Raw genomic sequence first — 12,280 nt, 5'->3', positions numbered from 1 at the left:
TTACTCCGCGGCTTCGGCGTAGACGACATCACCGGCCAGACGGCGCGCATGCGGCAGCGCGACGGGCAGCGGCGCATCTTCGCGCAGGATGACGAAGCGCCCGGTGTCGCCGTCCAGGCCCAGCACCTGCCCGGCATGGATGTCGACATACCAGCCATGCAGCGCGATGGTGCCGCTGGCGATGCCAGACGCGACCGACGGGTGCGTGCGCAGATGAGCAAGCTGGGCGACGATATTTTCCAGCGCCATGGTCCGCAGCCGTTCGGCGTCGGTCATCGTATCGGGATAATGATCGCGGCACACCTTCTGCGCGGCGTGACTGTGGCGCAGCCAGGCGGCAACGTTGGGCATGGCCGACAGGTCGGCTTCCGTCGACAGCGCCTTCATCGCGCCGCAGTCACTGTGGCCGCACACGATGATGTCGGTGACGCCCAGCACCATCACGGCATATTCGACGGTGGACGTGACGCCGCCATTCTGGGTGGCGTGGGGCGGCACGATGTTACCTGCATTGCGGCAGACGAACAGGTCGCCCGGTTCGGCCTGCATGATATGTTCCGGCACGATGCGGGAATCGGCGCAGGAAATCATCAGCGTCTTGGGGCTCTGCCCTTCGCTGGCCAGCTTGCTGTAGAGGGTGTTCTTGTTCGGATAGACGTGCTTTTCGAAGCTGAACACACGACCGATGAGCTCGTTCATGGCTTCTCTTTCCTTCCATAAAGCCGGTCGCGCGACGGACCGGTTAGATGGAGAAAGATAGGGATGCGTCTTTGCTGCGGTGCAGCGGTTCTGTAAAATTATATGTCTGGGCCGCGAACGACCATGTGCCGATAATATAAGGGGAAACAAGTCCGGACGATCAGCGCCGGTCGACCATTGCGCTGAACATGTAGCCGCTGCCGCGCACGGTGACGATGGGCGCGCCACGGCCGGCGTGGCCGAGCTTGCGGCGCAGGCGGCTGACCAGGACATCGACGCTGCGGTCCGACGAGGGCGTATCGCGAATACCCGCCAGTTCCATCAGCCGCCCGCGCGCGATCACCGCCTGGGGGTGATCCAGCAGCACCGCAAGCAGGGTGAATTCGGCGGAGGTCAGCGTGACCGACGCGCCGTCGGGATCGACAACCTCCCGCCGGGCGAAGTCGACCTTCCATCCGTCGAACCAGGCTTCCGTCTGGCGCCGAAGGCCGAGCACGCGCTCGCCCCGCCCCCGCCGCAGCACGGCGCGCAGGCGGGCGGCCAGTTCCCGGCCCGAATAGGGCTTGCCCATATAATCGTCCGCGCCCAGTTCCAGGGCGATGACGCGATCGACCTCCGAACTGTCGGCGCCAACCAGGATCACCGGCACGTCGCTGCGTTCGCGCACATCGCGGCACAGATCCATGCCGTCGGCCGCGCGCAGGGCCGAATCCAGCACGATCACCCCGATGGGCAGGCTGCCCAGCGCCTCGAACACGTCCTGTCCGGTCGTGGCGGGCATCACGCGAAAGCCGCTGCGCTCCAGATAGTCGCGGGTGGCCTGCCGGATGTCGGGCTGGGTTTCGGCAACCAGAATGAGGGGGGCGCTCATCGGCAATCCTTGCACCACGCATGGCGCCGCAGGCGCACGGCCCGGCCTGCGCGGCTGCCCAATGTCATGCGAAAATCTCTGCGGCGAAGGGGATCATGCCGCGCAGGACTTAGGCCCGATCGGTGTCTGCGAGATTGGCCAAGCGTTACAAATTGTTGCTGCCGTGCCGGAGCCGGTCAGGCCGCTCCCAGCGCCGGCTCCCGCACGGGTGCGACATGGCGCGGGCCGGCAGGCAGGTGGGCCATCAGCGTTGCCAGCCACAGCGCATCGCTGCCGGCGCGATGGCGCTGCGGGCAACGCCGGTCGGCGGCAGCAACGGCCGCGACGATCCCCGCTTCGTCCGTGCCGCTTTCCTCCAGGATCAGCGCAACATGATGGATCGCGAAGGGCGGCGGTCGACGCGCCGCGGCGGCCAGTTGCTCCAGCCAATATTGGTCGAGCCGGCTGTCGGCGACGATGCGCGCTTCGCCGGCGGTCTGCGCCAGTTCGGCGAGCACGACGTCGGCGGGCATCCCTTCCCGCTCGATGGTCGCCCGGTCGATGCCATGCAGCGCCTCCGCCTCGGCCGTCCAGTGTCCATCGGACCAGTCCGCATGCGGACGGATCAGCCAGCTCCGCGTCCAGCGATCGCTGGCCAGGCCGACCTCTATGGGAAAGGAGCGCCCGTGGCGGGGAAGGCAGGATGCCTCGAAATCAATGGCCAGCACAGTCACGCGAAAAGGCTCCGTTCGAACGCCGGCCGACATGCGTCGTCCGCCATTCCGATGCCCCCCTGTCGCGTGCAACTATGTCAGGGCGAAGTCATATGCCAGCGCGCCCGGAAAAAATCCCTCCAACCGCACGACCGGCAGGACGAACGGGGCGGGCGCAAACGGCGACGGGACACCCGGAATCTGCTAATCCGCGCCGCGAATCCCGCATCGGAGAACAGCATGACCGTCGTCGCCGCCTTCCTCTACCGCAACGGCGTGCGCGTGCGCCCGGTAGCGATCGATGAAAGGGTGGACTGCGCCGACGATGCGTCGGAATTCGTCTGGATCGGCGTTTGCGACCCGACCGAGGAGGAGATGCGCACGCTCCAGCGGACGTGGCACCTGCACCCGCTGGCGGTGGAGGATGCGATCAAGGCCAACCAGCTGCCCAAGGTCGATCAGTTCGGCGACGACCTGTTCGTGGTCGCACGCACCGCCCGCGTCGAGGGAGAGAGCATCGCCTATGGCGAGACCGCCGTCTTCGTCGGGCGCAACCATATCATTACCGTCCGCCACGGATCGGCGCGCGCCCATGTCACGCTGCGCCAAGAGCTGGAGCAAGTGCCGCAACGGCTGGCACTGGGCGTCGATTACGTGCTGCACGCGATCCTCGACTTTATCGTCGACGGCTATCTGCCCATCATCGAAGGGATAGAGGCCGAGGCGCTGGGCATGGAGCAGCGGATGATCGACCATTTCCTGGCGCGCGAGGAAATCACCCGCATCTTCGCGCTGCGGCGGCAACTGATCGCGTTCCAGCGCATGTTGGGGCCGATGCACGAAGTTGCGACGAAATTCGTCAAGGTCGAGATGCCCTGCATCGATGCGGACGCCCGCCCCTATTTCAGCGACGTGCGCGACCATGTGCGCCGGGTAGAGACGATGGTGTCGGACCTGCGCGAGATATTGGCGAGCGTGTTCGAATCGAGCAATTTGCTGGAACAGCAGCGGACCGGCGATATCACCCGGCAACTGGCGGCATGGGCAGCGATCCTGGCGGTGCCGACCGCGATCGCGGGCATTTATGGAATGAATTTCGACTATATGCCCGAACTGCGGACGCATTACGGCTATTTCGTCGTGCTGGGCGTGATCGTCTTGCTGTGCAGCCTGCTCCACTGGCGTTTCCGGAAGCTCGGCTGGCTGTAGAGCGAAAAATGGTGCGCCTTGAAGGAGAAACTTTGAACCAGTTGTTCTCGACCTTGGCAGACTGGAACCAATTATTGTCCACTATCCCGCTGGACGCAATGGAAGATTTGCCAGCTATGGAAGGGCCAGAACCGCCCGGCCTATGATGGATATTAATTGATTCTGTAAACCCCCAATCTTCGTTTCAACCCGGCGCATCATGCTCGCGTGTTCCCTCACGCGGTTATGGTGCGCTTTTGTTTGTCGTGACCCATGCCTGATCAGAAAAAACGCGATGCGCCGCTTTCGCTGCGGCTCTCGCGTGACGAACGCGCGCGCCTTGAGCGCGACGCGGCGGGCATGTCTCTGGGCGCATATATAAAGTGGCGCTTGTTCGATCCCGACCGCCCACCGCCACGCACACGCGGCAAGGCTCCGGTGCGCGACCATATATTGCTTTCGCAGCTTATGGCCTTGCTGGGCCAGTCGCGCCTGTCCTCCAACATCAACCAACTCGCCAAGGCCGCCAATAGCGGCTCGCTTCCCGTCACCCCGGAAACCGAAGCCGATCTGCGCCACGCCTGCCACGATCTGGCCGACATGCGCCGGATGCTGATGCGGGCGCTGGGTCTCGACGCGGGAGGTGCCCTATGATCATCAAGGCATCGACACGCGGCAACCCCACGGCGCTGGCGCGGCATCTGCTCAACGACCGCGACAACGACCAGATCGAAGAACATGATGTACGCGGCTTCATGGGCCACGATGTCATGGCCGCCATGCGCGAACAGCAGGCGATGGATCAGGGCGTGAAATCCCGCCAGACATTATTCTCCGTTTCGCTGTCGCCGCCGCAGGAGGAAAGCGTCGATGTGGCGGTGTTCGAAAAGGCCATCGACGACATCGAACTGTCTGTCGGCCTCAAGGATCAGCCCCGCGTCGTGATCTTCCATGAGAAGGAAGGCAGACGACATGCCCATGCCGTCTGGTCGCGCATCGATGCCGAGCGGATGACCGTCATCCCGCTGCCATTCTACAAGCAGCGGCTCATGGAAATCTCCAAGGACATCTATCTCGAACAGGGCTGGAAACTGCCGAAGGGCTATATCGACAAGGCCGAGCGCGATCCGCGCAATTTCGATTTGTCGCTTTATCAGCAGGCCAAGCGCGAAGGGATCGACCCCAAACAACTGAAGATGATGGCCAAGGAAGCATGGGCGATCTCTGACAGCCGCGAGGCGTTCGAGGAGGCGCTGGAAGCGCGCGGCCTCTATCTCGCCAAGGGCGACCGGCGCAGCCATGTCGCGATGACCTGGCGCGGCGAGGTCATCGCGCTATCCCGGTTGCTCGACAAGAAAACCAAGGATGTGCGCGAACGGCTCGGCAGCGCTGACGATCTGCGCAGCCTCGACGATACCCGCGCCCATGTCGCGCAAAACATTGCGCCGACCTTGCACAAGGTGATCGGCGAAGCCGACAGGCAAAAGGCCGAGCAGCTTGCACCGCTCGATGCGCAGCGCATGGCGATGAAGGGCGATCATGCCGCTGAACGCCAGCGCATGGATGCTGGTCTCAAACAGCGCCACGACACCGAACAGCGCGAACGCGCCGAACGGATGCGCCATGGCCTTGCCGGGCTGATGGACCGCATCACGGGTCGCTATGCGAAGCTTCGCGAACAGAATGAGCGCGAGGCATGGGCCGCGCTCCAGCGCGACCGCGACCAGCGCCAGCGGCTGATCGATGCCCAGCTTGCTGAACGCCGCCAGCTTCAACAGCGCATCGTCGATGTCCGCAAAGAGCATGGCGACCGTGTCGCAGAACTGCACCGCGATTTGGCGGCACAGCTTGCCGCCGACCGCAGCGAGCAGCGCGATGCCCGGCGCGCATGGCTCGAAGCCCAGCAGCGCCGCGAACAGGATGATCGCCGCGACTGGCTGGAACAGCAGCAGCGCATCAAGGATCAGGAGCGCGAGCAATGGCTGGCCAGCCAGCAATCGACCACACGGCAGGCCGATCCGGCGCGCGACGATGATCGCCTCTCATGGCTGTTCGAGCAGCAGCAGCGCCCGACGCGGCAGGATGTCGAACAGACCCGGCCCGATCTCACGCCCGACTTCAACGAGCGCGTGAAATGGCTCGAACAGAATAAGGGCCGCGACCCTGTGGATCGCGGCCCCGACATCGACCTGTAAAAAGATCAGGCTTCGACCGTCGCCTTGGGCTGGCGCGTGGCGCGGGGCTTGGCGGGGGCTTTCGCCTTCTGGCCCGTCTTGCGGCCCAGACCGATCTTGAGCGCCAGTTCCTTGCGCTGCGCGGCATAATTGGGCGCGACCATCGGATAATCGGCGGGCAGTTTCCACTTGGCGCGATAATCTTCCGGGGTCATCTGATAATGGGTCATCAGGTGACGCTTGAGCATTTTCAGCTTCTTGCCGTCTTCCAGACAGACGATGTAATCAGGCTTGATGCTCGACCGTATCGAAACAGCCGGTTCCTGTATTGGGGCCTCTTCGGCGACTGGCGTTCCAAGACCAGACAGAGCGGCATGGATGCTCGCGATCAGATTGGGCAATTCCGATATCGCAACGCTGTTGTTCGATACATGCGCCGCGACAATATCGGCTGTCAGCGTGATCAGGGTTTCATCACTCATGTTTGATTTCCTGCTTTTGTGGAATTGGGCATTCGTGGCCCAAGACTCGACCCGCGATGAAGGATTTTCATGGCTGATCGCGTTTCTATTATTCAAAGCAGGGAAACTCAACATGCATCCAAAACGGATGTAAAACAGGGGCCGCGCATCTTCTGCGCGGCCCCTGTAACTGCCTCCTTCTTTCCTGGCGGGCGGCGCTATCGCCTGCCGCCGCCGCTGCCGATCGTGAAGAGCAGGAATTCGCCGCCCATCAGGGCCAGCATCACCATAAGCGCGCTGAACAGGAAGGTTCCCATCGCGACGATGATCCACCAGAAGAACCAGCCGATCGCCACCATCCACGAACCATAATTCGCTTCCATATAGCCGATCGCCCAATCCACGGTCGCGCCGTGGATTTGCGGCGTGAACACGAAGGTGAGGCCGATCGCAACGGTGATTGACAACCCTTTGATGATCCAGTTCGTCGGATTGCCGCCGCCGCTGCTCCCGTTACCAAAGCCCTTGTTTTGCCCGAACATATCCCTTGTCTCCCTATGCGCCAGAGCGAAGCCGGTCGGCTTGCCATGGCCGGGAGAATAGCCGCTGCGGGCAGGCTCTCCGGGGGGATAGGCCCCGGAACGACCGGAATTAGGGATTTGTTAACCCTTTCCTAACGGATTTCCGCCTATCATGGTTGTGGGCCAGAACAAACAGAACAACCGGGCCAAGCGAGGGTGCATGGGGTTCGACCCTGCCGACATCGAGCGGATCAAGGCCGCCGTCCCGAACGATTACCGACCGCCGCGCGATGCGGGCGGCCAGCTTTCCAGCGCATTTTTCTCAGTTGATTCACTGCGTGAATCAACTGCCCTGCAGGGCAGCGAATTTGAACGCCATCAACTCGGTATGACGTTCCTCGACAATGGCGACGACGATGCCGCCAATCCCAATTTCCTGCTGACGGGCGCGCAGGCGAAAGTCCGCGCTGAACGGATCGAAAAACAACAGCGCAAGGAACAGGACGAACAGCGCCAGTTTCTGGCTGATCTGCACGAGGCGCTCGACCGCCGATTGGCCGCGCTCAATGCAGAGTTGGAAGCCATCGACCAGCGCTTGGAAGAAATCCGCCTTCGCCGCGAGCAGATCGGCGAAACGCTGGAAGCCATGGACGAGATCGCGCGCCTCAAGCGCATGGGCAAATATGATCCCAACAACCCGGCACATGCCCGACTTGCACAACAGGCCGGGCTATCGTCCGACGAGGTATCGCGCATGGATATGGCCGAACTGGCCAAACGCCGCGCCGATCTCAGCCGCGAAGATGGCGATCTCGATACCGAATGGAATAGCCGCATGAAGCGTCGCGGCGACGTGGTTGCCGAGCGTGACGATGTCATCGAAGCCAAGAAGGATATCGAGAACGCCGACACCGAAGAAGCGCGCATCAAGGCCGAACGCCGTGCCGTGTCGGTATTGGGTGCGCAGCAGTTGGGCGAGGCGGCCTACCAGACCGACATGCAACGCGCCAAGATCGTTGCGGCAGATGCCGTCGCCTCAGCCGAGCTTGCACCGGCTAAGGCAGACAGCGCGGCCTATACGCGCGCGGCAGCGACGGGAACCGGGGAGACCGTCAAGGACGGATCGGTTGTAGGTTGGGAGTTGGACGATTCCGATCCAACCCGGCCTTTGCCGACAGCGCCGAAGCCGGGCTGATCGTTGGTCATCATGCGATCCATTTGAACGCCACCGCTGCCAACGGCGCGCCCATCATGGCGAAGAACAGAACCGCGCAGCCTTCCGTCTTTCCCGTGGTTCGTTGAGCTTCACTGGAAAGGCGGATTTGCCGTTGCATATGTTCATCGGCTTCCTTCCTCCGACGCTTCTCGCGTGCCTGCTCCTCGGCAATGCGCTGTTGGCGCATCCGCTCATTGTGGGCTTTCGTTTTTGGGTCTTCGGCCATGCTGCTTCCCCTGACATGCGCGGCGCGATCCGCCGCGCGAAGACAGACTATCCGGCGTAATATTCTCGCCAGACATCGCGCACGAGACGGGTGATTTCCGGCCCGCTGATTTCGTTCAGATCGATCGGATTGGTGACGTGATGGCCCTTGGCGTAAATCTCCAAGGACGGCGGTTCACTCGTCGGACCCATGAACACGCAATTGATCTGGTAGCCCTGCGCAACGGCCTCCTGCATCGCAGCCCGCACCTTGTGCCAGCTTGGCGTTGTCGCGCCGAACAGAATGACGGTCGGTGCGTTGCGGCTCAATTGCGCCGCCGAGAAGCGGACAGAATTCGGCCCGATCTTACGCGCATCGCTGATGGAGATATTGACTTGGCTATTGGACGCTGGCTGCGCGGTTGCGGGCATGGTGGTGGCTGCCGCCAGCATCGCAGTGCAAATCACCCGATGCGAAAGCCCGGCATTCTGCCGAAAGATGCCCCAAAACATGGCCATTTCCCCGTGATTGGTTCACGCGGAAAATAGCTCTGTGCAACACTATCGGCAAAAGTGTTGCAACAGAAGTTATTATTTTTCAATAACTTATTGAAGAGGCCATATCATAAGCTGTGTCCGCCCGAGGCACTTCATAGACCTTAAACATAAAGCGGAAGCGACTGAGTTCAATTTGCGCTCTGCCCCCTCACTGGAATTGCAACCGCTGAATTGTAGACTGAAAGATTGAACTCGATGTCCGCAACGGGGAAGGTCAATATGTCGAACTCCGCTGGTCGGCCCAGTTCGCACATTTCAATCAGAAGCTTGCCGTCGATCAGTTGAATTTGCTCTATTACCTCGCTGTCCATCGCTCGGCTCGCGGCCACCCTTGCGAAGGGGCTGAATGTTCCTGTGGTGACAAATATTCCGCTGAGCATTTGCTCAATCACCATAGCGCCAACAAACTCCCTGACACTGCTGACTGGCTCGCCACCCCGACGGATTGCCCTGCGTTTTACCTGCACCGCCATCTCATCATCGCCTTTGACGAGATAGAGATCGATTCCTCGGTCGTTGGGGCCACCAACATATCGAACATCGCAGTGATGCGTTTCTCGAAAAACGTGTCCAACCAGTTCCTCCAGCTTGCCTGGATCGACTTTCTCTAGCTTGTCCGGGTTACTGGCCAAATATTCACAAAGATTTTCGACAGGTACGGCAGAAGATGATACGGCAAAGGACTTTAGCACCGCTCGGCGTTGAAACGACTTGATACCGCATCGAAGGCCATAGTCGTCATATTGATCAAGCAGCGTATGTTCGGTTTCCCACCAACCGCAATTGGCACACCGCGAAATATAAATATCTCGAAACCCTTCAGTGTGCCGGTGTGTCGTACTCGACAACGGTTTTTTGCAATGCGGGCAGTGGGTGAATACAGCAAGCTGGCCGAACGAGTGACGCCTCGTAAAGTTGTAGTCCATTTCATCTAAAAGGATCTGATGCTGATCAGACGTGCCTATGTAGTCGAAACCTTTGGAAGTCCGTGGTTTTCTAAAACGGTGTCCGTTCCTTCGCTGATCCGCGAGAGACGCAGAAACATCGCAGTTCCCATCTTCATCGCTACAGGTCAGTTCGACAAAATCCTGATATACTACAATTGGATCATCCACGTCCATCAATAGGCACCTTATATCTGATGCTACAGCACAGGTATCAGAATCGTTTGGATGTCGTTGAACTTGAGCATCCATGTTCAGATCGCATTCTATATATAGTTCGGCGACAATGTGTCTCGCGTACCGAAGAGCGACGGCACTTGCTAACCTGTTAGAGGCGACAACCCGAGGATGATACCCGAAATTCTCACGGAAGGTATCAGGCCAAGCGCCGAGATCTCATTCGAAAAAATCGGCGCAACCCTATTGCCGATTTTGTTGCGAATCGGGGATGATGGTTCATGTCGCATATGCAGGTCGGCGATTGGCAGCCCTATGACGAGGCTGGCCGCCGCAAATATGTCAACGGAGCCGAACGCAAACGCTTCCTTCAAGCCGCCGATCAGATGGGTAACGAGGTGCGGGCACTTTGCTATGTGCTGGCCTATTCCGGTTGCCGGATATCCGAGGCGCTGAATCTGTCGCGCGATCAGATCGACCATGAGCGCGGCGCATTGACCATCCGCACCCTGAAACGCCGCAGGCTGCGCTTTCGTATGGTGCCAATTCCGAGGCGATTGATCGCCATGCTGATGGCGTTGCCCGGTCACGCCAATGGCCGCATCTTCGTCATGCACCGTTCGACCGCATGGCGGCAGGTGAAGAGCGTCATGTTTACCGCAGGCATTCATGGCCCGATGGCGACCGCCAAAGGACTTCGGCACGGATTCGGCATTCGTGCAGCAGGCAGTTCGGTGCCGCCCAATCTCATCCAGAAATGGCTGGGTCATGCATCCGGCGTGACGACAGCTATCTACCTTGATGCAGTAGGGGTCGAAGAGCGGGAATTCGCCGAGCGGATGTGGTGACGTTTCTGTAGGCCAGCTTCTCCGGTCGATCCCGGCAAACACCATCAGCGGCAATCATTCGGGGAGCGTGGCACGGTCCGGCGGGCCGTCAACGCGCTGCGCTTCCGCGTCGCTATGCTCCTTGTGCAGCTTGCCCCTAACGGGCGCTGGCGCGGCGTGGACAGTCCGCCTTCCGACCGTCGCCTGATCCTCTCCCCATGAAGCCGCAATGGTGCGGCATCGAAAAGGAGAAGACCAAATGACGACAGAAAACAGCAACAACCACCGCCATCCCGAATACCGGCTCTATCACGTCCTCGGCCAAGGCGAGAGCAGCATCTGGACCGCGATCGGTGCCGCTTGGCCGCACCGTGACCAGCAGGGCTTCGCGATCAGCCTCAGCATGGTGCCGCTCAACGGGCGGATCGTCATGCGCGCCATCAGCGAAGGCAATGGGGGTCCGCAATGACCCCCTTCACCTTGCCCCGGAACAGTATCATCCATGGCGATTGCCTGAACGCGATGCGAACCCTGCCCAGCCGGGGCGTCGATTTCATCCTCACCGATCCGCCCTATGTGACGCGCTATCGCGACCGCAGCGGCAGGCAGGTTCTCAATGACGACAATGCCGATTGGATCGAGCCAGCCTATGCGGAGATGTATCGCCTGCTGAAATGCAATAGCTTCACCGTCAGCTTCTACGGCTGGAACAGCATCGACCGCTTTTCGGCGGCATGGGCCAAGGCGGGCTTTCGCATGGTCGGCCATATCGTGTTTCGCAAACGCTATGCGTCGTCGCGCGGGTATCTCGCCCGCCATCATGAAAATGCCTACCTCCTGGCCAAGGGCAGGCCGGATATGCTATCAAGAAGAGTTATCGGCGATGTCATCGACATGCCATATACTGGCAATCGCCTACACCCTACGCAGAAACCAGTCGCGGCGCTCACGCCTCTCATCGAGAGCTTCTGCCCGCAAAGCGGCATCATCCTCGATCCGTTTTGCGGATCAGGATCGTCGCTTGTCGCTGCCCAGCAACAAGGCCGCGATTGGCTCGGGATCGAACTTGATCCCAACCATCATCGCATCGCCAGCAGTCGGCTCGCGGGCGAAATGGAGGAAGCAGCATAGGCTTCCACCAAGCCATCGCCGCCGATGCGATGGCGGGGCCGGTTTCCCGGCCCCGCTCACCTTTTCGTTTACTCAGCCGTGATCGGCCTACCTTCAATTTTGTATGCCGCATCCCAGAGCTGAAGTCTCAGAAGGTGCGAACCCCGGCTTCCACGTCGCGGCTTCCGCTTCGCAAAAACCTTGATGTCTGTTGTCCAACTGAACGACAGCTCATAGGCATAGGCTTCTTCGACGATATCTGGGTGGATGTAGATCGCAGCGCCATATTCGTTCACGATCTTTCCGCCTCTTTCCACGAAGTCGAGTATCCGGCTCATCAGGAAGATGAAGCTCCCCATCCGGGACAATTCATCTTCCACCAACCGCTTTGCCAAAGTCTGTTTGAACTCGGCGCTCAGCAAGACTGCGGCACATTCCAACTTAACAAAATTGCCCATCGCGTTATCCTTCGCGATGGAGGAAAGCTACTTAAGTATGTCGATCCTGAAGGCCTTCGGACCACCGGAATTCCTCCACTTCCAGCTAGGCTCAGGACTCATTGATCGAGCCAGAAGATGACGGTTGCGGCGATGCAGATAGCGGACATGAAGGTGTGCGCGCAGCGATCGTAGCGGGTG

At 60.4% G+C, this 12,280-nt stretch carries 16 protein-coding genes; 7 read left to right on the top strand and 9 right to left on the bottom strand.

What is annotated here, in order from left to right:
* From J3E64_RS18405 to J3E64_RS18395, 3 genes are all read right to left on the bottom strand, one after another.
* Positions 1-699 (bottom strand): carbonic anhydrase, encoded by a 699-nt coding sequence (locus J3E64_RS18405; RefSeq protein ID WP_253344506.1) that lies wholly within the window; start codon positions 697-699, stop codon positions 1-3.
* Positions 700-859: 160 nt separating this feature from the next.
* Entirely contained in the window at positions 860-1,570 is a 711-nt protein-coding gene (locus tag J3E64_RS18400; RefSeq protein ID WP_253344505.1) for a response regulator transcription factor, read from the bottom strand.
* 176 nt (positions 1,571-1,746) lie between these two features.
* Positions 1,747-2,277: a hypothetical protein gene (locus J3E64_RS18395; protein WP_253344617.1), complete on the bottom strand. Its 531-nt coding sequence runs from the start codon at positions 2,275-2,277 to the stop codon at positions 1,747-1,749.
* Between the two features lie 225 nt (positions 2,278-2,502).
* Between J3E64_RS18395 and J3E64_RS18390 the strand changes: the two genes are divergently transcribed.
* From J3E64_RS18390 to J3E64_RS18380, 3 genes are all read left to right on the top strand, one after another.
* Positions 2,503-3,471, top strand: coding sequence for a magnesium and cobalt transport protein CorA (locus J3E64_RS18390; RefSeq protein WP_253344504.1), 969 nt, complete (start codon positions 2,503-2,505; stop codon positions 3,469-3,471).
* Positions 3,472-3,723: 252 nt separating this feature from the next.
* The gene (locus tag J3E64_RS18385; protein ID WP_253344503.1) at positions 3,724-4,104 is read left to right on the top strand and encodes a hypothetical protein; all 381 of its coding nucleotides are present in this window, start codon (positions 3,724-3,726) and stop codon (positions 4,102-4,104) included.
* Positions 4,101-5,645 (top strand): relaxase, encoded by a 1,545-nt coding sequence (locus J3E64_RS18380; RefSeq protein ID WP_253344502.1) that lies wholly within the window; start codon positions 4,101-4,103, stop codon positions 5,643-5,645. Before J3E64_RS18385 ends, J3E64_RS18380 begins: the two co-directional genes overlap by 4 nt.
* A 5-nt stretch (positions 5,646-5,650) precedes the next feature.
* Here J3E64_RS18380 and J3E64_RS18375 read toward each other — a convergent pair whose 3' ends face one another.
* Together J3E64_RS18375 and J3E64_RS18370 are read right to left on the bottom strand one after the other, a co-directional pair.
* Positions 5,651-6,106 (bottom strand): MucR family transcriptional regulator, encoded by a 456-nt coding sequence (locus tag J3E64_RS18375; RefSeq protein ID WP_253344501.1) that lies wholly within the window; start codon positions 6,104-6,106, stop codon positions 5,651-5,653.
* A gap of 197 nt (positions 6,107-6,303) precedes the next feature.
* Positions 6,304-6,627, bottom strand: a complete 324-nt coding sequence (locus tag J3E64_RS18370; protein WP_253344500.1) for a hypothetical protein — start codon at positions 6,625-6,627, stop codon at positions 6,304-6,306.
* Between the two features lie 199 nt (positions 6,628-6,826).
* Here J3E64_RS18370 and J3E64_RS18365 point away from each other — a divergent pair, with 199 nt between their 5' ends.
* Positions 6,827-7,801, top strand: a complete 975-nt coding sequence (locus tag J3E64_RS18365) for a hypothetical protein (protein WP_253344499.1) — start codon at positions 6,827-6,829, stop codon at positions 7,799-7,801.
* Positions 7,802-7,811: 10 nt separating this feature from the next.
* Here the strand turns inward: J3E64_RS18365 and J3E64_RS18360 are convergent, their stop codons facing one another.
* From J3E64_RS18360 to J3E64_RS18350, 3 genes are all read right to left on the bottom strand, one after another.
* Positions 7,812-8,048 (bottom strand): hypothetical protein, encoded by a 237-nt coding sequence (locus J3E64_RS18360; RefSeq protein WP_253344498.1) that lies wholly within the window; start codon positions 8,046-8,048, stop codon positions 7,812-7,814.
* 47 nt (positions 8,049-8,095) lie between these two features.
* Positions 8,096-8,479, bottom strand: a complete 384-nt coding sequence (locus tag J3E64_RS18355; protein WP_253344497.1) for a hypothetical protein — start codon at positions 8,477-8,479, stop codon at positions 8,096-8,098.
* A gap of 233 nt (positions 8,480-8,712) precedes the next feature.
* Entirely contained in the window at positions 8,713-9,705 is a 993-nt protein-coding gene (locus tag J3E64_RS18350) for a restriction endonuclease (RefSeq protein WP_253344496.1), read from the bottom strand.
* Positions 9,706-9,986: 281 nt separating this feature from the next.
* On the opposite strand from J3E64_RS18350, the gene J3E64_RS18345 reads away from it, so the two are divergent.
* From J3E64_RS18345 to J3E64_RS18335, 3 genes are all read left to right on the top strand, one after another.
* The gene (locus J3E64_RS18345) at positions 9,987-10,553 is read left to right on the top strand and encodes a tyrosine-type recombinase/integrase (RefSeq protein ID WP_253344495.1); all 567 of its coding nucleotides are present in this window, start codon (positions 9,987-9,989) and stop codon (positions 10,551-10,553) included.
* A 238-nt stretch (positions 10,554-10,791) separates the two neighbouring features.
* Positions 10,792-11,001, top strand: a complete 210-nt coding sequence (locus J3E64_RS18340) for a hypothetical protein (RefSeq protein ID WP_253344494.1) — start codon at positions 10,792-10,794, stop codon at positions 10,999-11,001.
* Entirely contained in the window at positions 10,998-11,663 is a 666-nt protein-coding gene (locus J3E64_RS18335; RefSeq protein ID WP_253344493.1) for a DNA methyltransferase, read from the top strand. The genes J3E64_RS18340 and J3E64_RS18335 overlap by 4 nt, the downstream gene beginning before the upstream one ends.
* A 68-nt stretch (positions 11,664-11,731) precedes the next feature.
* On the opposite strand, the gene J3E64_RS18330 is transcribed toward J3E64_RS18335, so the two are convergent.
* Positions 11,732-12,100 carry a hypothetical protein gene (locus J3E64_RS18330; RefSeq protein WP_253344492.1) on the bottom strand — a complete coding sequence of 123 codons (369 nt, stop codon included), beginning with the start codon at positions 12,098-12,100 and terminating at the stop codon, positions 11,732-11,734.
* Between the last annotated feature and the right edge of the window lie 180 nt (positions 12,101-12,280).

This window comes from Sphingobium sp. OAS761 (assembly GCF_024168485.1).
Taxonomy (GTDB): Bacteria; Pseudomonadota; Alphaproteobacteria; order Sphingomonadales; family Sphingomonadaceae; genus Sphingobium.
The sequence above is the reverse complement of the archived record's forward strand: the minus strand, read 5'-3'. Positions and strand labels throughout refer to the sequence as shown.